Source organism: Duganella sp. Root1480D1, assembly GCF_001427305.1.
GTDB lineage: Bacteria > Pseudomonadota > Gammaproteobacteria > Burkholderiales > Burkholderiaceae_D > Rugamonas.
On record NZ_LMFZ01000001.1, the window covers coordinates 342,825 to 361,691 of the forward strand.

Annotated in this window: 23 protein-coding genes, 1 tRNA gene and 1 riboswitch; of the genes, 6 read left to right on the forward strand and 18 right to left on the reverse strand. The window is 60.9% G+C overall.

Translation table 11 applies throughout. The features are described from left to right. Positions 1 to 16: 16 nt before the first annotated feature. From nuoI to tpiA, 12 genes are all read right to left on the reverse strand, one after another. A complete protein-coding gene (gene nuoI / locus ASD58_RS01735; RefSeq protein ID WP_057259371.1) occupies positions 17 to 505 on the reverse strand; it encodes an NADH-quinone oxidoreductase subunit NuoI in 489 nt (162 codons plus the stop codon). Positions 506 to 520: 15 nt separating this feature from the next. After that, positions 521 to 1,603 (reverse strand): NADH-quinone oxidoreductase subunit NuoH, encoded by a 1,083-nt coding sequence (gene nuoH / locus ASD58_RS01740; protein WP_057259372.1) that lies wholly within the window; start codon positions 1,601 to 1,603, stop codon positions 521 to 523. Next, on the reverse strand, positions 1,603 to 3,933 hold the full coding sequence (nuoG, locus tag ASD58_RS01745; protein WP_057259373.1) for an NADH-quinone oxidoreductase subunit NuoG: 2,331 nt from the start codon (positions 3,931 to 3,933) through the stop codon (positions 1,603 to 1,605). The genes nuoH and nuoG overlap by 1 nt, the downstream gene beginning before the upstream one ends. Positions 3,934 to 3,945: 12 nt before the next feature. After that, the gene (nuoF, locus tag ASD58_RS01750) at positions 3,946 to 5,244 is read right to left on the reverse strand and encodes an NADH-quinone oxidoreductase subunit NuoF (protein ID WP_057259374.1); all 1,299 of its coding nucleotides are present in this window, start codon (positions 5,242 to 5,244) and stop codon (positions 3,946 to 3,948) included. Beyond that, entirely contained in the window at positions 5,241 to 5,720 is a 480-nt protein-coding gene (gene nuoE, locus ASD58_RS01755) for an NADH-quinone oxidoreductase subunit NuoE (protein WP_057259375.1), read from the reverse strand. Before nuoE ends, nuoF begins: the two co-directional genes overlap by 4 nt. A 9-nt stretch (positions 5,721 to 5,729) precedes the next feature. Next, positions 5,730 to 6,983 carry an NADH-quinone oxidoreductase subunit D gene (locus tag ASD58_RS01760; RefSeq protein ID WP_057259376.1) on the reverse strand — a complete coding sequence of 418 codons (1,254 nt, stop codon included), beginning with the start codon at positions 6,981 to 6,983 and terminating at the stop codon, positions 5,730 to 5,732. A gap of 3 nt (positions 6,984 to 6,986) precedes the next feature. Then, positions 6,987 to 7,577: an NADH-quinone oxidoreductase subunit C gene (locus ASD58_RS01765; protein ID WP_057259377.1), complete on the reverse strand. Its 591-nt coding sequence runs from the start codon at positions 7,575 to 7,577 to the stop codon at positions 6,987 to 6,989. Positions 7,578 to 7,583: 6 nt separating this feature from the next. Beyond that, entirely contained in the window at positions 7,584 to 8,060 is a 477-nt protein-coding gene (locus ASD58_RS01770) for an NADH-quinone oxidoreductase subunit B family protein (protein WP_028104278.1), read from the reverse strand. A gap of 3 nt (positions 8,061 to 8,063) precedes the next feature. Continuing rightward, positions 8,064 to 8,423, reverse strand: a complete 360-nt coding sequence (locus ASD58_RS01775) for an NADH-quinone oxidoreductase subunit A (RefSeq protein ID WP_057259378.1) — start codon at positions 8,421 to 8,423, stop codon at positions 8,064 to 8,066. A gap of 141 nt (positions 8,424 to 8,564) precedes the next feature. Beyond that, positions 8,565 to 8,649 (reverse strand) — tRNA-Leu (locus ASD58_RS01780). A 95-nt stretch (positions 8,650 to 8,744) separates the two neighbouring features. Further along, the gene (gene secG, locus ASD58_RS01785; protein WP_057259379.1) at positions 8,745 to 9,197 is read right to left on the reverse strand and encodes a preprotein translocase subunit SecG; all 453 of its coding nucleotides are present in this window, start codon (positions 9,195 to 9,197) and stop codon (positions 8,745 to 8,747) included. 31 nt (positions 9,198 to 9,228) lie between these two features. Further along, complete coding sequence (gene tpiA / locus ASD58_RS01790) at positions 9,229 to 9,975, reverse strand: triose-phosphate isomerase (RefSeq protein ID WP_057259380.1); 747 nt, start codon at positions 9,973 to 9,975, stop codon at positions 9,229 to 9,231. A gap of 74 nt (positions 9,976 to 10,049) precedes the next feature. Between tpiA and ASD58_RS01795 the strand changes: the two genes are divergently transcribed. Continuing rightward, on the forward strand, positions 10,050 to 10,466 hold the full coding sequence (locus tag ASD58_RS01795) for a hypothetical protein (protein WP_057259381.1): 417 nt from the start codon (positions 10,050 to 10,052) through the stop codon (positions 10,464 to 10,466). Here ASD58_RS01795 and ASD58_RS01800 read toward each other — a convergent pair. From ASD58_RS01800 to ASD58_RS32480, 5 genes are all read right to left on the reverse strand, one after another. Next, a complete protein-coding gene (locus tag ASD58_RS01800; protein WP_057259695.1) occupies positions 10,463 to 11,443 on the reverse strand; it encodes an NAD(P)H-quinone oxidoreductase in 981 nt (326 codons plus the stop codon). The genes ASD58_RS01795 and ASD58_RS01800 overlap by 4 nt on opposite strands. A gap of 39 nt (positions 11,444 to 11,482) precedes the next feature. Further along, positions 11,483 to 12,061, reverse strand: coding sequence for a TMEM165/GDT1 family protein (locus ASD58_RS01805; protein ID WP_057259382.1), 579 nt, complete (start codon positions 12,059 to 12,061; stop codon positions 11,483 to 11,485). A gap of 9 nt (positions 12,062 to 12,070) precedes the next feature. Further along, positions 12,071 to 12,242: riboswitch (yybP-ykoY riboswitch) on the reverse strand. Between the two features lie 150 nt (positions 12,243 to 12,392). Further along, the gene (locus ASD58_RS01810) at positions 12,393 to 13,010 is read right to left on the reverse strand and encodes a tetratricopeptide repeat protein (protein ID WP_057259383.1); all 618 of its coding nucleotides are present in this window, start codon (positions 13,008 to 13,010) and stop codon (positions 12,393 to 12,395) included. 43 nt (positions 13,011 to 13,053) lie between these two features. Next, entirely contained in the window at positions 13,054 to 13,818 is a 765-nt protein-coding gene (locus tag ASD58_RS01815; RefSeq protein ID WP_229209865.1) for a GIN domain-containing protein, read from the reverse strand. Positions 13,819 to 13,846: 28 nt separating this feature from the next. Beyond that, a complete protein-coding gene (locus ASD58_RS32480; RefSeq protein WP_255357309.1) occupies positions 13,847 to 13,981 on the reverse strand; it encodes a hypothetical protein in 135 nt (44 codons plus the stop codon). 356 nt (positions 13,982 to 14,337) lie between these two features. Here ASD58_RS32480 and ASD58_RS01820 point away from each other — a divergent pair, with 356 nt between their 5' ends. The 5 genes from ASD58_RS01820 (at position 14,338) to ASD58_RS01840 (ending at position 17,378) form a co-directional block, all read left to right on the forward strand. Beyond that, positions 14,338 to 15,450, forward strand: a complete 1,113-nt coding sequence (locus ASD58_RS01820) for a sorbosone dehydrogenase family protein (RefSeq protein ID WP_373994436.1) — start codon at positions 14,338 to 14,340, stop codon at positions 15,448 to 15,450. 138 nt (positions 15,451 to 15,588) lie between these two features. Next, positions 15,589 to 16,002: a hypothetical protein gene (locus ASD58_RS01825; protein WP_057259386.1), complete on the forward strand. Its 414-nt coding sequence runs from the start codon at positions 15,589 to 15,591 to the stop codon at positions 16,000 to 16,002. Positions 16,003 to 16,138: 136 nt separating this feature from the next. Continuing rightward, positions 16,139 to 16,546 (forward strand): hypothetical protein, encoded by a 408-nt coding sequence (locus tag ASD58_RS01830; protein ID WP_156401103.1) that lies wholly within the window; start codon positions 16,139 to 16,141, stop codon positions 16,544 to 16,546. 16 nt (positions 16,547 to 16,562) lie between these two features. Further along, positions 16,563 to 16,967: a hypothetical protein gene (locus tag ASD58_RS01835; protein ID WP_156401104.1), complete on the forward strand. Its 405-nt coding sequence runs from the start codon at positions 16,563 to 16,565 to the stop codon at positions 16,965 to 16,967. Between the two features lie 12 nt (positions 16,968 to 16,979). Further along, positions 16,980 to 17,378: a hypothetical protein gene (locus tag ASD58_RS01840; RefSeq protein ID WP_156401105.1), complete on the forward strand. Its 399-nt coding sequence runs from the start codon at positions 16,980 to 16,982 to the stop codon at positions 17,376 to 17,378. A gap of 50 nt (positions 17,379 to 17,428) precedes the next feature. On the opposite strand, the gene ASD58_RS01845 is transcribed toward ASD58_RS01840, so the two are convergent. Next, on the reverse strand, positions 17,429 to 18,790 hold the full coding sequence (locus ASD58_RS01845; RefSeq protein WP_156401106.1) for a serine hydrolase: 1,362 nt from the start codon (positions 18,788 to 18,790) through the stop codon (positions 17,429 to 17,431). Positions 18,791 to 18,867: the final 77 nt, after the last annotated feature.

Consider the following 18,867-nt stretch of genomic DNA (forward strand, 5'->3'; position numbering starts at 1 on the left):
TTATTAGCCTCGGCGATCAGCGGTACTTGGCATCAGCCGCGCGGTTAGCCGCGATTTCCGCTTCATAGCGGTCGCCTACGGCCAGCAGCATCTCTTTGGTGTAGTACAGGTCACCGCGTTTTTCGCCGTGGTATTCCAGTACGTGCGTCTCGACAATCGAGTCCACCGGGCAGGATTCTTCGCAGAAGCCGCAGAAGATGCACTTGGTCAGGTCGATGTCGTAACGGGTGGTACGGCGGCTGCCGTCGTCACGCTGCTCCGACTCGATGGTGATCGCCATCGCCGGACAAACTGCTTCGCACAGTTTGCAGGCGATGCAGCGCTCTTCGCCGTTTGGATAACGGCGCAGGGCGTGCAGGCCGCGGAAGCGCGGCGACATTGGTGTTTTCTCTTCAGGGAACTGGACGGTGATCTTCTTGGCAAACATGTATTTGCCCGTCAGCGCCATCCCCTTGAACAGTTCGGTCAGCAAGAAGCTGCCGAAGAAGTCTTTCAATCGGTCCATTCTGTATTCGCTCTCTTACTTCCAAATATTCCAGGAGGTCTGCATCCAGGTCGCCACGAAGACCAGGTAAACCAGGGTCAGTGGGATGAACACTTTCCAGCCCAAACGCATGATCTGGTCGTAGCGATAACGTGGGAACGTTCCGCGGGTCCAGATGAACAGCGACACGATGAAGAAGGTCTTGATGAACAGCCAGAAGAAGCCGCCGAACACGCCGCCGATTTCCAGCGCTGCGATCGGTGCGGACCAGCCGCCCAGGAACATGATCGAAGCCAGCAGGCCAATCAGGATCATGTTGGCGTATTCCGCCAGGAAGAACATCGCGTAAGCCATGCCGCCGTATTCGACCATGTGGCCGCCGACAATCTCGGACTCGCCTTCCACCACGTCGAACGGGTGACGGTTACATTCGGCCAGGCCGGAGACCAGGTACACCACGAAGATCGGCAGCAGCGGCAGCCAGTTCCAGGAGAACAGGTTCAGGCCCATCGCAGCCATGGTGCCTTTCTGTTGGCCGGCCACGATTTCCGACAGGTTCAGCGAACCGGAAACCATCAGCACGATCACCAGGGCGAAGCCCATCGCAATTTCGTAGGACACCATCTGTGCCGATGCACGCATCGCGCCCATGAAGGAGTACTTCGAGTTGGCGGACCAGCCGGCGATGATGATGCCGTACACCTCCATCGAGGCGATCGCCATGATCAGCAGCAGGCCGGCGTTGACGTCGGCCAGGGCAGCGCCCGGGGCGAACGGCACCACGGACCAGCAAGCCAGTGCCGGCATGATGGTCATCACAGGACCGATGAAGAACAGGGACTTGTTCGACTTGGTCGGGACGATAATCTCTTTGAAGAGCAGTTTCAGTGCGTCGGCGATCGGCTGCAGCAGGCCGTTCGGGCCCACGCGGTTCGGGCCGATACGGATCTGGATCCAGCCGAGGAGCTTGCGCTCCCACAGGGTCAGGTAGGCGACCAGGCCCATCAGCGGCAGCGTCACGCACAGAATCTTGGCAAGGGTCCAGACGAACGGCCAGAAGGTGCCGAGGTTGGCCTCGCCCATTACCTTAATCGAATCAATCATTTCTGGCAGAGCCATTATTTGCCCTCCCCTGCTTTAGCAACGGTGATCTCACCGAACATCGCGCCCAGCATCGAGGTCGATGCATGTGCGGCAGACACGCGCACCACGTTCGCTGGCAGGCCGGCGTCGATGATGGCTTCCAGGATCGCAAAGCCGGAGCCCTGCTTGACTTCGACCTTGTCGCCGGCCTTCACGCCGATCTGCTGCGCAGCGGCAGTAGACAGGTGCGCTTTCGGCGCGGCAGCATCGGTGGTCGCCAGCAGCGGGCCGGAACGGCGCACCAGGGCGTCAGCGAAGTAGATCGGCACGTCGGCCAGGCGCTGCAGGCCGGTCGCGGTGAACGGAACACCGGCAACGGCAGCCTTGCGCGACACGTTCGACAGCTTGGCCGACAGGTCGGACGCGCCCTTTTCGAACAGCTCGTCGCGGATCGATTCCGAGGTTTCGTAGTCGAAGCCGCCCAGGCCCAGGATGTTGCCCAGTACGCGCAGCACTTTCCAGGCCGGACGGGCGTCGCCCATCGGCTTGACGGTGCCATTGAAGGACTGCAGGCGGCCTTCGGCGTTGACGAAGGAGCCGGAAGTCTCGGCAAACGGAGCGACCGGCAGCAGCACGTCGGCGTAGTCCATGCCGTGCTTGAAGGCCGACATCACGACCACCATTTCAGCGGCGTTCAGCGCGGTCTTGGCAGCTTGCGGGTTGGCAGCGTCCAGTTCCGGCTCGGCGTTCAGGAGCACGTAGGCTTTCTTCTGCACGGTGAAGGCTGGAGCAGCGTTCTTCGCGGTCGCGCCAACCAGGTAGCCGCCAACAGTGTTGGCAGCTTCGGTCAGGTAGCCCAGCTTGGCGCCGGTCTGTTCCGCGATCCACTGCGCAGCAGCGTGCAGTTTCGATGCTTCCGGATGCGCCACGGCGGCGTTACCCAGGAACACGGCCTTGCGCTCGCCGCCAACCAGCGATTCGGCGATGGCGTCGGCTGCCGCGGAAGCGACAACGCCTTCGAAGCCGGCAGGAGCGGCAACGCCCTTGGCCTTGGCCACGGCAGCAACCACGCCGGACAGCGCGGCCAGCCAGTCGGTCGGCGCAGCGATGATCTTGTTGGCGGTGGTGATCAGGTTTTCGTCGTTCGAGCCATGCAGCACGGACAGCTTGCCGCCGGCTTTCACGGCCGCACGGATGCGGGTCGCGAACAGCGGATGATCCTTGCGCAGGAAGGAACCGATCACAAACACGCGTTGCAGCGTGCTCAGTTCAGCGATCGGCATGCCCAGCCATGGCTTCACTTCGCCGTCCAGCGCGAAGTCGGACTGGCGCAGGCGGAAGTCGACGTTCTCCGAACCCACGCCGTGCATCAGCTTCTTCAGCAGGGCCAGCTCTTCCACGGTGGAGTGCGCGGTCGCGTATGCGGCCAGCGAATCAGCGCCGTGTTCGTGCTTGATGTTCTTCAGGCCGTGCGCCACGTATTCCAGCGCGACTTGCCACTCAACTTCTTTCCACTCGCCGCCCTGCTTCAGCATTGGCTTGGCCAGGCGCTCGGCGCTTTCCAGCGCTTCGTAGGAGTAGCGGTCCTTGTCGGAAATCCAGCATTCGTTGACGTCATCGTTCTCAAACGGCAGCACGCGCTTCACGGAGCCCTGCTTCACTTGAACGATCAGGTTGGCGCCGGTGGAGTCGTGCGGGGAGACCGATTTGCGGCGCGACAGTTCCCAGGTACGGGCGCTGTAGCGGAACGGACGCGAGGTCAGCGCGCCGACCGGGCACAGGTCGATCATATTGCCCGACATTTCGGAGCTCACTGCTTCGCCCACGAAGGTGGTGATCTCGGAATGCTCGCCGCGGCCCAGCATGCCCAGTTCCATCACGCCGGCCACTTCCTGGCCAAAGCGCACGCAGCGGGTGCAGTGGATGCAGCGCGACATTTCTTCCATCGCCACCAGCGCGCTGCCGGCCTTCGGCGGCACTACGCGCTTCTCTTCTTCGTAGCGGGACTCCATCTTGCCGTAACCTACGGCCAAGTCCTGCAGCTGGCACTCACCGCCCTGGTCGCAGATCGGGCAATCCAGCGGGTGGTTAATCAGCAGGAATTCCATCACCGACTTCTGTGCTTGCACAGCCTTGTCGGAGGCGGACTTCACAATCATGCCAGCCGATACCGGCGTGGCGCATGCTGGCAAAGGCTTAGGCGCCTTCTCCACTTCGACCAGGCACATACGGCAGTTCGCAGCGATCGACAATTTCTTGTGATAGCAGAAGTGCGGGATGTAGGTACCCAGCTTGTTGGCGGCGTCCATCACCATGCTACCCGCAGGGACTTCTACCTTTTTGCCGTCAATTTCGATTTCAACCATGATAATCGCAGCTTAGTAAGCCGAAACAGGCACCAGGCAGTGCTTGTGTTCGACGTGATATTCAAATTCTTCGCGGAACTGCTTGACGAAGGCGCGGACCGGCATTGCGGCAGCATCGCCCAGCGCGCAGATAGTGCGGCCCTGGATGTTGTCGGCGATGGAGTTCAGCATGTCCAGGTCCGAAGGACGGCCCTGGCCGTTCTCGATACGGTGGATCATGCGGTACATCCAGCCGGTGCCTTCACGGCACGGGGTGCACTGGCCGCACGACTCTTCAAAGTAGAAGTAGGACAGGCGTTCCAGGGCTTTGACCATGCAGCGCGTCTCGTCCATCACGATCACGGCGCCCGAACCGAGCATGGAGCCGGCTTTGGCGATCGAATCGTAATCGAGGTCGGTCTGCATCATGATCTCGCCGCGGATCACCGGAGCGGACGAACCGCCAGGGATCACGGCCTTGATCTTCTTGCCGCCGCGCATACCGCCGGCCAGCTCCATCAGCTTGGCGAACGGCGTGCCCAGCGGGACTTCGTAGTTGCCCGGACGCTCAACGTCGCCCGAGATCGAGAAGATCTTGGTGCCGCCGTTGTTAGGCTTGCCCAGGCCGAGGTAGTTCTCGGCGCCGATGTTCAGGATGAACGGCACGGCCGCGAAAGTCTCGGTGTTGTTGATGGTGGTCGGCTTGCCGTACAGGCCGAACGAGGCCGGGAAAGGCGGCTTGAAGCGCGGCTGGCCTTTCTTGCCTTCCAGCGATTCCAGCAGCGCGGTTTCTTCGCCGCAAATGTAGGCACCGTAGCCATGGTGGGCATGCAGCTGGAAGCTGAAGTCCGAACCCATGATCTTGTCGCCCAGGAAGCCGGCGGCACGCGCCTCTTCCAGCGCTTCTTCAAAGCGCAGGTATTCCTGGAAGATCTCGCCGTGGATGTAGTTGTAGCCCACGGTGATGCCCATCGCATACGCGCCGATGGCCATGCCTTCGATCAGTGCATGCGGGTTGTAGCGGATGATGTCGCGGTCCTTGAAGGTGCCTGGTTCGCCTTCGTCGGTGTTGCAGACGAGGTATTTCTGGCCAGGGAACTGGCGCGGCATGAAGGACCATTTCAGGCCGGTCGGGAAACCCGCACCGCCGCGGCCGCGCAGGCCGGAAGTCTTCAGGTCGGCGATGATGGCCTCAGGCGCGATCTTCTCTTCGATGATGCGGCGCAGCGCGGAGTAGCCACCGCGCTTGACGTAGTCGGCCAGGTGCCAGTTGTCGCCGTTCAGATCCTTCAGGATCAGCGGATTGATGTGACGGTCGTGCAGCGAGGTCATTTCTTCAGCTCCTCCACCAGGGCGTCGAGTTTGTCGTTGCTCATGTGGGAGCACATACGGTGGTTGTTGACCAGGATGACCGGTGCGTCGCCGCACGCGCCCATGCACTCCCCTTCCATCAGCGTGAACGCACCGTCTTCGGTGGTGCCGCGGAAGTCGATGCCCAGCTTGGCCTTCAGGTGTTCGGCAGCTTTCACGCCGCCCGACAGTGCGCATGGCAGGTTGGTGCACACGGTGATCTTGTGCTTGCCGACCGGCTTCAGGTTGTACATATTGTAGAAAGTCGCGACTTCCTGCACGGCGATGGCCGGCATGCGGATGTAGTCCGCGATTTCCTTCATGGTTTCTGGCGACAGCCAGCCCAGTTCAACCTGGGCGTGGGCCAGTGCAGCCATCACGGCCGACTGGCGCTGGTCGGCCGGATACTTGGCCAACTCGCGGTCGATTTTTTTATAGCATTCTTGGGATAACAGCATTTCTTGCCCTTAGCGGTCGATTTCACCGAAAACGATGTCCTGGGTACCGATGATGGTCACGGCGTCGGCGATCATGTGGCCGCGCGACATTTCGTCCAGACCCTGCAGGTGGGCAAAGCCCGGTGCGCGGATCTTCATACGGTATGGCTTGTTGGCGCCATCGGAGATCAGGTAGATGCCGAATTCGCCTTTCGGGTGTTCCACCGCGCTGTACGCTTCGCCCGGCGGCACGTGGAAGCCTTCGGTGAACAGCTTGAAGTGGTGGATCAGCGATTCCATATTGGTCTTCATGTCCACGCGGTTAGGCGGAGCGACCTTGCGGTTGCTGGTCATGACAGGACCCGGGTTGGCTTTCAGCCATGCCACGCACTGCTTGATGATCTTGTTCGACTGGCGCATCTCTTCGATACGCACCAGGTAGCGGTCATACGAGTCGCCGTTGGTGCCGACCGGAATGTCGAAGTCCATCTTGTCATAGACTTCATACGGCTGCTTCTTGCGCACGTCCCAGGCTACGCCGGAACCGCGCAGCATGGCGCCGGTGAAGCCCATGGCCATCGCATCCTCCGGGGACACGACGCCCACGCCGACGGTACGCTGTTTCCAGATACGGTTGTCGGTCAGCAGGGTTTCGTATTCGTCGACGTAGGTCGGGAACCGCTTGGTGAAGTCTTCCACGAAGTCCAGCAGGGAACCCTGGCGGTTTTCGTTGCGCTCGGCCAGCGCCTTCGCGTTGCGGATCAGCGATGCCTTGTATTGCGGCATGGAGTCCGGCAGGTCGCGGTACACGCCGCCCGGACGGTAATAAGCCGCGTGCATACGGGCGCCCGACACTGCTTCGTAGCAGTCCATCAGGTCTTCGCGGTCGCGGAAAGCGTACAGGAACGGGCCCATTGCGCCCACGTCCAGCGCGTGCGCGCCCAGCCACAGCAGGTGGTTCAGGAGGCGGGTGATCTCGTCGAACATCACGCGGATGTATTGCGCGCGGATCGGCACTTCCAGGCCGAGCAGCTTTTCGATCGCCATCACGTAGGCGTGTTCGTTGGACATCATGGACACGTAGTCCAGGCGGTCCATATACGGCACGGATTGCAGGTAGGTCTTCTGCTCTGCCAGCTTCTCGGTGGCGCGGTGCAGCAGGCCGATATGCGGGTCGGCACGCTGGATCACCTCGCCGTCCAGCTCCAGCACCAGGCGCAGCACGCCGTGCGCTGCCGGGTGCTGCGGACCAAAGTTCAGGGTGTAATTCTTAATTTCAGCCATGTTTTACTTCCCGTAGTTTTCTTCGCGGATCACGCGCGGCACGTTTTCGCGCGGTTCGATGGTCACAGGCTGGTAAACAACGCGCTTCTGCTCATGGTCATAGCGCATTTCAACGTAGCCCGACACTGGGAAGTCCTTGCGGAATGGGTGGCCGATGAAACCGTAGTCGGTCAGGATGCGGCGCAGGTCGTTGTGGCCTTCGAAGATGATGCCGTACAGGTCGAACGCTTCGCGCTCGAACCAGTTGGCGGCGCGCCAGATCGGGGTCACGGAGGCCACGATCGGCATCTCGTCGTCCGGCGCGAACACGCGCACGCGCAGGCGCCAGTTCTTTTCCACGGACAGCAGGTGGGTCACGGCCGCGAAGCGCAGGCCGTCCCAGGTGCCTTCACCGTAGGTCGAGTAGTCAACGCCGCACAAGTCGATCAGCGTATCAAAACGCAAAGCTGCGTCGTCGCGCAGCTCTTGCATTACCTGGTAGTAGTCCCCAGATTTGACTGTAATCGTCACTTCGCCCAGCGCGACGACGATGGAGGCCCGCTCGCCCAGCTTTTGCTCGAGGGCGGAGACCAGTGTTTGCAGATGTGTGTTCATAAGGTCTTACCGCGCGATCGTGTTGGTCTTCTTGATCTTGTTGTGCAACTGCAGGATGCCGTACAGCAGTGCTTCTGCAGTCGGCGGGCAGCCCGGCACGTACACGTCGACCGGCACGATACGGTCGCAACCGCGCACCACGGAGTACGAGTAGTGGTAGTAGCCGCCGCCGTTGGCGCAGGAACCCATGGAGATCACCCAACGCGGGTCAGGCATCTGGTCATAGACCTTGCGCAGTGCAGGGGCCATCTTGTTGCACAGGGTGCCTGCCACAATCATCACGTCGGACTGACGTGGCGACGGACGGAACATGAAACCGAAACGCTCCAGGTCGTAACGGGCAGCACCAGCATGCATCATCTCCACTGCACAGCAAGCCAGACCGAACGTCATCGGGTACATCGAACCCGTGCGCGCCCAGTTGATTACCGTGTCAAAGGTAGTGGTGATGAAGCCTTCGTTAAATACGCCTTCAATAGACATGGCTTATTCCCAATCAAGGGCACCTTTCTTCCAGATATACCAAAAACCGACCACGAATTCGGCGATGAACACCATCATCGTCACGTAACCCTGCCAGCCCAGTTCACGCATGGAGACACCCCACGGGAAGAAGAATGCAGTTTCAAGGTCGAACAAAATGAACAGAATTGCGACGAGGTAGTAACGGACGTCGAATTTCATGCGCGCGTCTTCGAAAGCTTCGAAGCCGCACTCGTATGGGGAAAGCTTGGCCGCATCAGGCTTGTTTGGACCAAGGAGATGGCCCAGCACTTGCGGGGCGACGCCGACGCCGAGGCCGACGAGAAGGAACAACAGGACGGGGAAGTAATTTTCGAGGTTCACGATGGGTAAGCAGCTTAGTTGAAATACGCTCGACCCCAATCACTTGCTACTGAGACCAGGATCAAACGACACATCCTCGTAAAAAAACCAGCTAAGCCCTGAATCGATGATTCAAACGACCTGCTGGCTTTTGATCTTTTTTGGTGCCGACGACGAGACTCGAACTCGTACAGCTTGCGCCACTACCCCCTCAAGATAGCGTGTCTACCAATTTCACCACGTCGGCAATAGGCCGCTATTCTACACTGTGATCGACGCTTTGTTAATGCACATTGCGCATAATCAAGAAGAAAAACGGCAAAAAGTTCAAAGTTGCCAGTTTTACTTCGCTGGCGAAGCGGCAGGGGTAGCCGCTGCCGGTGCCGGAGCAGCCGGTGCGGATGCGGCCGGAGCCTCGACCGGAGCCGGGGTTGCAGCTGCCGGAGCCGCAGGCGCTGGCGCCGCGGAAGGGATAGCCGCAGCGCCGCCCACTGGCGCAGGAGCGGTGACCGGGGCTTTGACGTTATCCATCACGCCCGCACCAACCGAAACGTTACCCTTGCTGGCCAGGACCGACAGGCCGAGGGTGGCAGCGAAGAAAATCGCTGCCGCCACGGCGGTCGACTTGGACATGAAGTTCGAGGAACCGGAGGCGCCGAACAGGCTGCCGGAAGCGCCAGAGCCGAAGGCCGCGCCCATGTCGGCGCCCTTACCATGCTGCAGCAAGACCAGGCCCACGATGGCGATTGCCGACAGGACCTGCACTACGATGACCAGATTGAACAAAGAGTTCATGCTATTCCTTAATTAATAAAATTGCTGCACTTCATGCGGACTGGATGATGGCGAGGAAATCCGCCACCTTCAGTGCCGCACCGCCAATCAGGCCGCCGTCGATATCCGGCTGGGCCAACAATTCCTTGGCGTTTTCCGGCTTCATGCTGCCGCCATACAGGATCTGCATGCCGGCGGCCGCAGCCGCATCCTTCTTTGCTACCCTGGCGCGCAGCAGTGCGTGCACTTCCTGCGCCATTTCCGGGGTAGCGGTCTTGCCGGTACCAATCGCCCACACAGGCTCATAGGCCAGCACAATCCCGGCCAACTGCTCGGCGCCCAATACTTCGAGCACCGCATCAAGCTGCTCGCCGACCACGTCGGCGGTCTTGCCGGCTTCGCGCTCTTCCAGCGTCTCGCCGACGCAAACCACCGGCACCAGGCCGGCATTCACGGCAGCCAACGCCTTCTGCGCGACCAGGGCGCTGCTTTCCTTGTGATAGGAGCGGCGCTCGGAGTGGCCGACGATCGCAAATTTGCTGCCGAAATCCAGCAGCATGGCTGCCGAGATCTCACCCGTGAAGGCGCCCGAAGCATGGGCGGACACATCTTGCGACCCCCAGGCAATTGCGCTGCCGGTGAGTTCAGCCTGACATTGTGCCAGATACGGGGCTGGGACGCAGACCGCGGTATCGGCCTTTGCATCGCCCAGGCCAGCCTTGATACCGGCCAACAGGGTAGCGTTGGCGGCACGGCTGCCGTTCATTTTCCAGTTACCGATGACGAGTTTGCGGCGCATAGTAGCTTAATTTTTAATAACCCGTAATTGTAGCGTGCGCCCCAAAGTCGGGTCAAACGCTAGACTCCGCGCCCATGAAAAATAGCATTTTTAACACCATTTCCCGTGTTGTTTGGGCCACTTTACTGGGATTTGTCCTGGCCACGGCGCTGGCCGTCCTGCTTGCATGCATAACGGACAACGATCGGCTAGGCGCCATCGCTTTCCTGCTCGGCTGGCCGTTCTTCGCCTGGCGCAGGCTGCGCAAGCCCCCGGCACCAGCCAAGGAAAAGCCGACCCTGGCGCGGCGCGCGGTGCTGCCGCTGGTCGCGCTGCCGTTCGTGCTGGCGATTCCCGTGTTCATCATCATTTCGGCTGTCGATGGCGGCGCAGGCGGCTGGGGAATCGTGGCCATCATTACGGTGATCGTGCTGTCCAGCGTCTTCATGTTCAGCTGGGCCGCTGCTTTCGCGGCTTACATCGCCGACGTGCATATCAAGAAGAAGCGCTAGATCACCTGCAGCATGATCTTGCCCACGTGGTTGCTGCTTTCCATCAGCGCGTGGGCCTTGGCCGCCTGCTCCAGCGGGAAGCTTTCGTAGATCACGGGTTTGATGTCGCCCGCCTCGATCAGGGGCCAGACTGTCGCGCGAAGCTGGCGCGCGATGGCGCCCTTGAAAGCAACCGAGCGCGGACGCAGGGTCGATCCGGTAATGGTTAGGCGGCGTTTCAGCACCTGGCCCATGTCCAGCGTCCCTTTCGCACCGCCCAGCAGCGCGATGATGGCGATACGGCCGTCATCGGCCAGGCAACTGATTTCGCGCGGCAGGTAGTCGCCGCCAACCATGTCCAGGATCACGTCGACCCCGGTGTCGCCGGTCAGCTCGCGCACCACGGCCGCGAAATCCTCGGTACGGTAATTGATGCCGCGTGCGGCGCCCAGCGCCTCGCACGCCCTCGCCTTCTCATCGCTGCCCGCCGTGGCAAACACGCGATGGCCGAGCGCCCGCGCGAGCTGGATTGCCGTCACGCCGATGCCGGAAGTACCGCCCTGCACCAGCAGGGTCTCACCCTTGCCCAGCCCGGCGCGATCGAACACATTGCTCCAGACGGTGAAGAACGTTTCCGGCAGCGAGGCCGCCTCCAGCGGCGACAGGCCGCGCGGCACCGGCAGCACCTGCTCCACCGGAGCGGTCACGTATTCGGCATAACCGCCGCCCTGCACCAGCGCGCACACCATGTCGCCGATCTTGAAGCCGCTGGCTGCCAGGTCGCCATCCACGATCTCGCCCGCCACTTCCAGGCCGGGAATGTCGGTAGCGCCGGGCGGCGGCGCGTAGCTGCCCATGCGCTGGAACACGTCCGGCCGGTTGATGCCGGCCGCGTGCACGCGGATGCGCAGCTCGCCCTCCTTCGCCACCGGCAGCGGGCGCTCGCACAAACGCAGCACATCGGCCGCGCCGGGTTTCTGGATTTCGATCGCACGCATCATGGCATCACCTCTGTCGGAAAGAGGCGATTGTAGCGCTTACAGCCCGAAGCGGGCGCCCATGCCGAGCAAGGTCGCCAGGCCCAGTCCCGCGAACATGGCGGCAGCGATGCCGTGCACCAGCTTGAGGGGGATCCGGGCAGCAAGCTTGTCGCCCGCGAAGACGGCCGGCACGTCGGCGATCAGCATGCCGAGCGTGGTGCCGGCCACCACCATCAGCGGGTCCGGATAATGGGCGGCCATCGCCACAGTGGCGACCTGGGTCTTGTCGCCCATTTCAGCCAGGAAGAAAGTCACCAGGGTTGCGCCGAACACGCCGAAGCGGCTGGCGATATTGGTTTCATCGTCCTCGATCTGGTCCGGCACCAGGGTCCAGACGGCCATGCCGAGGAAGGACAATCCCAGCACCCAGCGCAGCACTTCGGGCGTCAGCAAAGAGGTGATCCAGGCGCCAAGCGCACCGGCCAGGCCGTGGTTGAAGATGGTGGCGACGAAGATGCCGGCAATGATAGGCAGTGGCTTCTTGAAACGGGCGGCCAGCAGGAAGGCCAGCAGTTGGGTCTTGTCGCCGATTTCGGCCAGGGCGACTACGCCAGTTGAGACGAGGAGGGATTCCATTGTTTTGATCCAGGCCGGGCACGGACGAATGACCACAACACGCCCCCGGCCTAAAATCGGCGGCGTTGTGGTCAAAGGTCTTGCCAAGTATGGGACCGCATATGCCATGGCCTGTGGGCCAAGTGTGTTGACATATGCCTCCTCCGGGGGGGAGGAGAGGCTACTCCCCAATGACGGGGCGGATTTTACATCAAAACCGGTAAACCGGGGTCTGACCCGCAGGGTCAGACCCCGAACGGTCTTGAGGCTGCAGGTGGGTTGGGCGCCTTTGATCCTCGTCGAAAGTCAGAAGCCTCGAACCTGGCCTGCATCAGACCCTGGTTTACCGGTTTTAGCCGCCGCCTGTCCGCGACGACCGCGGCAACGGCGTATTCCGCTTCCAGGCCGACGACAGCGCCTGTCCTTCCTCAATCTGCTCCTGCGACATCCCGCGCGCCACCGCCGAGCGCTGCTCCGCCGCATTGGATGAACCTCCGGCCGCCGCCAGGTTCCACAACATATAGGCAATCACATTATCCTGCGGCATGCCGCCAATGTGATACCGGTACATCAGCCCCAGCACCTGCTGTGCATCCGGATGCCCCTGCTCCGCCGCCTTGCGGAACCAGGTCACCGCTTCCTTGTGGTCCTGGATCACCGCATTGCCGGTGTAATACATGGCCCCGACCACATACTGCGCATCGGCCTTGCCCTTGAGGGCCGCCTTGCGGTGCCAGGTCAGCGCCTGCTTGTAATCCTGCGGCACGCCACGGCCCATGTAATACATCAGGCCAAGCAAATGCTCGGCATCCGTATTGCCCGCCTTGGCCAGCGGCAGGATCTCTTTGTAGGCCAGCGCATAATTCTTGTTGTTATACGCCGTGGCCCCTTCCGCGAACCCGGCATGTGCACTGGCCTGAAGCCCCAGTGCGATGCTGAGCGCGATTAACACGCCTCGTAGTTTTTTCATGGTGCTTTAGATTTATCTCTTTTTATGCACTGCAGAATGTCTCTTACTTCCAGCTCACCTTGCCCAGCCCATCCACACTGACGTTGCGGGTCGTCGGCTTGCCGTACACGGTAACGGAACCCAGTCCGCTCAAGTTCAGGTTGGCGTTATTCGACGCGTTGATGGTCGCGTTGCCCAAGCCGCTCAAGTCCAGGCTCACGTCTTCCGCCTTGAACTGCTGCGCATTCAGGCCGCCCAGGCCGCCCAGGGTCGCCTTCAGGTTCTTGCTGCGGCCACCGATGGTGATGTAGCCCGCGCCCTGCAGGTCGAGGTCGACGTTCTCGTTCTCCGTTACCCACACATGCATGCTGCCCACGCCGCCCAGGTTGGCCTTCAGCTTCTTGTAGTCGCACACCACCTTCATGCTGCCCGCGCCGTCCAGCGTCAGGTCGATGTTCTCGCCGCTGAAGCCGCTGACCTCGGTGCTGCCGACGCCTTCGGACACCAGTTCCCGCAACTGCGGCAGCACCAGTTCCACTTTGACCGCCGAGGACTTCAGCTTGACGCCGCGGCTTTCCGTATCGAGGTAAAGCGTGTCGCCGGTCTGCACAGCCGTGACCTTGTTGACGTAGCGCTTGTCGGTAGTGATGTTGAGTGCCGGGGTATCGCCTCGGCGCAGCTTCAAGTCAATCACGCCGTCGAGCTTGACGCGCACCACGCGCGCATCAATGGCCCGGGTTTCCGTCGTGGTGTCGTCGGCACGGGCCAGACCCAGGAACAGACACAGTGCGGTGAACAGCAAGCCAAACTGGAATGGTTTCTTCATCATGTATCCTTGGTAAGTCATCAGCGCTCGGTCACAGGTTGGCTGCCGTGAGGACAAAGGGCAGCTCGGGGATCGCACTGGTGGCAATGATGGTTGCCATATTAATACCAACAAGGACCAGGAGGGTGGCCAGGAAGATGGCTTCCATGTTTTTAGCGATTTTCATTTTGCGCTCCCGAAAGGCTGTTTTTCGATGGTTTCATCATATCGAGGAGCCCCGCCCCCGTCCTGCCATATGCGACGAAATGCAAAAAACAGGGAACAGGCGGAGGATCCGCCTGCCTTTTCGTCATTCCAAGGGGAAACACAATGAATAAAAAAGTCCTGACGCTGACCGCATCTGCCCTGGCAACCGCCCTGCTCTCCCCTTCTGCGTTCGCCGTCCCCGACCTCATTGCCACCCATAAGCTCTACCAGGCCAATTTGCTGCGCGTGATCGGCAAAGGCGCGGTCGACAAAGGCATGCCAGCCTGGGACAAGCAATTGGGCAGCGCCCAGCTCAGCCAGTTAGCCGAATACCTGCTGCCGGACAATGCTGCCGCGCGCAAAGCTGTTGCCAGCGCCGGCGCCGGCGCCGCTCCTGCCCCGGCGGCAGCGGCCAAAGACTTGCCGGCCCTGAAGCTGCCTAAAGGTTTCAAGATCGCCGTCTACGCCGACAAGGTCGAAGGCGCACGCGAACTGGCCGTCACCGACAGCGGCCTGGTATTCGTCGGCTCGCAAAAGTCTGGCAAGGTGTACGCCCTGGTCGACGCCAACAAGGACGGCGTCGCCGAAAAAGTCGTCACCGTTGCCGAAGGTCTCAACAATCCCAACGGCGTCGCGCTTCTGAACGGTGCGTTGTACGTCGGCGAAATCTCGCGCATCATCAAGTTCGACGACATCGAGAAAACCTACGCCAGAAAACCAGCCTTCAAAGTGATCAAAAACGACTTGCCGACCGAGACCTGGCACGGCGCCAAATACATCAAGGCCGGCCCGGACGGCAAGCTGTACATCCCGATCGGCGCGCCCTGCAATATCTGCGACAAGGAAGGCGAAGCCTACTCCAAGATCTGGCGCATGAACCCGGACGGCAGCAACTGGGAATTGTACGCGCGCGGCGTGCGCAACACGGTCGGCCTCACCTGGCACCCGATCACCAAGGAACTGTGGTTCACCGATAACGGTCGCGACGAAATGGGCGACAACATGCCGTCCTGCGAATTGAACGTGGCGCCGAAAGCCGGCATGCATTTCGGCTTCCCCTACTGCCACGGCGGCGTGCTGCTCGACCCGCAATTCGGCAAAGGCAAAACCTGCGACGCCTACGTTCCGCCGGTTGCGGCACTGGGTCCGCACGTGGCACCGCTTGGCTTGGCTTTCTACACCGGCACCCAATTCCCCGAGCAGTACCGCAACCAGTTGCTGATCGCGGAACATGGTTCGTGGAACCGCCCCAATAAAATCGGCTACCAGGTGCGCCTGATTACCCTGCATGGCAACAAGCTGGTGAGCGACACCGCCTTCATCGACGGCTTCTTGCAGAACGAAGAAGTCAGCGGCCGCCCGGTCGATATCGTGGTGATGCCGGACGGTTCGATACTGGTTTCCGACGACCACGCACACAAGGTGTATCGCGTTACCTATCAGCGCTGATGGGGCATATGCGCAAGGTATCGCCACAGTCACTTTCATCAAAATATTGAAATTCCGTCGGCCTCTTCCAAGGCTATATTGAAAAGTGCCAGACAACAATTTAGAACTGGCACCCTTGGTCCACGAATGGAGGCAGTCATGAAGCGATACTTCGCTGCCGCTGGGCTATTTGTGCTCGCTGCAAGCGCAGCAGCACAAAGCAGCACCAGCGCTGACCAATCGGTGGTTGTGCCCGCGCAAAAGCAAATGAATTTGGAACGCAAGCTCATCTCACCGCAAGAGTTCTATCAATACCAGGGCGCCTATGCCCTGTCCAACGGCCAGACCCTCACTTTGTCGCGCGGTGCTGTCCGCCTCTACGCGCAAGTTGACCAGCACCCCCGGCAAGAAATCCTATGGCAAGGCGACGGCAAATTCACTGCAGCCGACGGCAGCCTGGATATGAACATCGTCTGGATCAACGACGATACCGCAACGGGTGAACTGAACTTTTCGCCTAGCATGGCCAGCCAACAGGCGGCGCATGCCCCCCTCTCAATAGCCTCGCGTTAAACGCGAGGGAAAGCCTGCGCAGCGCGGCCACGAACCGAGGTGACGCAGGGGTAGCACCCCGCCCGACCGGGCGCTATATTGAAAGAGCCAGGCAATTTTAGAGCCCTGGCCACACACCAAAAAAACGGAGGCAATCATGAAGCGGTTAGTGGCTACCGGCTGCCTGTTCGCGCTCGCCCTTACGGCGTTCGCACAGAGCACCGGACAAACAGTTTTGGTCCCCGCCTCGAAAGAGGTTCTACGTTCGTATATGTCGCCTGACGAATTCGGCAAGTACAAAGGCGCATATGATCTTTCCAATGGCAAGACGCTCTATCTGATTCGCAAGGCAACCCGTATGTATGCCCGGGTTGACGAACAAGGCGAACACGAAATCACCCGCTCCGGCAATGGGCAATTCCAGGCACTCGATGGCAAGATGTGGATGGAGCTCGTGTGGGCAAATGATGATTCCGTCAGCGGCAGCTTGAACTATATCGACGAATCGCCCTCGGTGGCAGGCCTTGAGCCCAAGGTAATCAGCATCCAGTTTGCGTCGCGTTGACGCAAAGGAGGCTATCGTGAAACGCCTATTGCTCGCGTGCGGCCTGGGCTTCTTCGCTGTTAGCGTTCCAGCCCAGAGCCAGACTTCGGTCGAAACAGTCGTGGTGCCTGCCCAGAAGGACGTGAAGCCGCTTACTTTGTGGCCCGACGAAATCCTTGAATATATTGGCGACTACCAGCTCGCCAACGGCAAGACCTTGTACCTCACCAGGCAAGGCACCCGGATGTACGGCCAGATTGGCTCGCTACCGAAGCACGAATTGATCGCCACGGGTTTGCGCAAGTTCAGCGCGGCGGACGGCCAGCTTTCCGTCCACATCAAATACACCTGGGACGGCCAGATCACCGGCAATGTAGCTTATGTCGATAGCAGTCGCAGCGCCGGCCTTGTGCCTGTGCTGGTGGAATTCGCCTCACGCTAAAAAGGGGGCGCCATGAAAAAGACAATTGCGATACTGGGACTTGCCATGTGCTGCACGCAAGCCCTGGCGCAGCAACAATCCGATGCCGGCCGAGTGATTGTTGCGGCCGCAAAACCCCAGCCATACTTCATCTGGCCGGACGACCTGCATGCCTACAAGGGCGAATACTATCTCTCCAACGGCAAGAGAATGTACATCAACCGCATTGCCAACCACCTGTACGCACAGGTGGGCAAGCAACAGGAAAAGGAGATCGTCGCTATCGGCGAGAACATGTTCGAGTCGGTCGACAGGTCCATGACGCTGAATATCGTCATTTCGCGCCAGGGCTATGTCAGTGGCAGCATCGTATATCCGAATGAGGACCTGCCAGATAAACCGCTGGCCTATGCCTCCCTCATGACGCGCTAGCCGCGGGCACGTCTGGGCCGCCAGCCCGCAGTGAAGCTGGCGGCCTCTTTTTACTGGCGCAGCGCGGTCTCGTCTGCGCCAGGCTGGCGCACCAGCAGGCTGTGGACCTTGCCGTCCGCGCCGCGCAGGAACTCCAGGCTCGCCAGCGATCCCTCCATGAAGAAGCTGTCCGGCGCATGCGCCATGAGCGGCGCCGCATCGCGTCCGTCACGCTGCATGAGCAGCTTGTCGCCATCGCGGCGCACAACGCGCTTGACCTTGTCCGCGCCGACATAAGTGCCGACAAAGGCATCCAGCGATTCCGGTGCCAGGGCAATCGGCTTGAAGTCGGCGAACGGCCGGCCGATCGCAATGCCGGCGGCCTTGTAGGCGATCACCGGTGTATTCACCGCGCCGCCGTTGCCGTTGGTGAGCACCGCAACGAAGACCTTGTCGTCCGGCAGCCGCAAGGCCTGCGCGGTAAAGCCCGGAATCGACCCGCCGTGGTGGAACATCCTGTGGCCTGCGAGCGTGCCGATATTCCAGCCGTAGCCGTAGTTGCAAGGTGCGTCCTGCGGCAGGCTGCAAGCCGTGAAGGCCTGCAGCCAACTGGCCGGCTTGAGCAGCTTGCCGCTGCTGACGGCCGCATCCCAGCGCGCCATGTCATCCACCGTGGTCACCAGCGCGCCGGCCGAATAGGCCAGCGTCACGTCGATGTCCTTTACCGGCACGATCTCCTTCCCGCTCAGGCGATGGCCCTTGATGTGGCGCCTGGCGCTGCGCTCGAAACCCTCCTGCGCGGTGTCCTGCATGCCAAGCGGCTCGAAGATGTTTTTCGCCACAAAGTCGTGGTAGGTCATACCGGACAGCTTTTCGACAATCAGGCCTAGCAGGAAGTAACCCGAATTGCTGTAGCTGTAGCGCTCCCCAGGAGCGAAGTCCAGCGGCTCGCTGGCGAAGACGTCGAACACCTGCTTGAGGGTCACGCCTTCATCGGGCAGCGTGCGAAAACCTTTCAGCGCGGTGTAGTTCGGAATGCCGGAGGTATGCTGCAGCAGGTGCTCGATGGTGATGCGGGCGCCTTTGTCCGGGAGCTCCGGCAGGTACTTGCGCACATCGTCCTTCACCGATAGCTTGCCCTGTTCGGCCAGCATCAGGATGCTCACTGCGGTGAACTGCTTGGTGATGGAACCGATGCGGAGCTGCATGTCCGGCTGCATCGGCGTGTTCTCGGCCACGTTGGCCAAACCATACGCCTTGCGGAAAACCGGCTTGCCGTCACGCGTGACGATCACCGTCGCGCCCGGCCAGTTCGGCTTGAACATTGGCGCCAGCGCTGCGTCCAGGCGCTGCTCGAGCGGGGTCTCCGCCACCGCGCAGGAAGCTTGCAGAAGGGAGAGTGATGCAAGGAGAAATGCGGGTAATTTGGTCACAGCCTGGCCTCCTCAAAAATCTGGATGCTAATGCCGCCCCGCACCGGCTGCCTGGCCGGGCCGACGAATGGTCGATT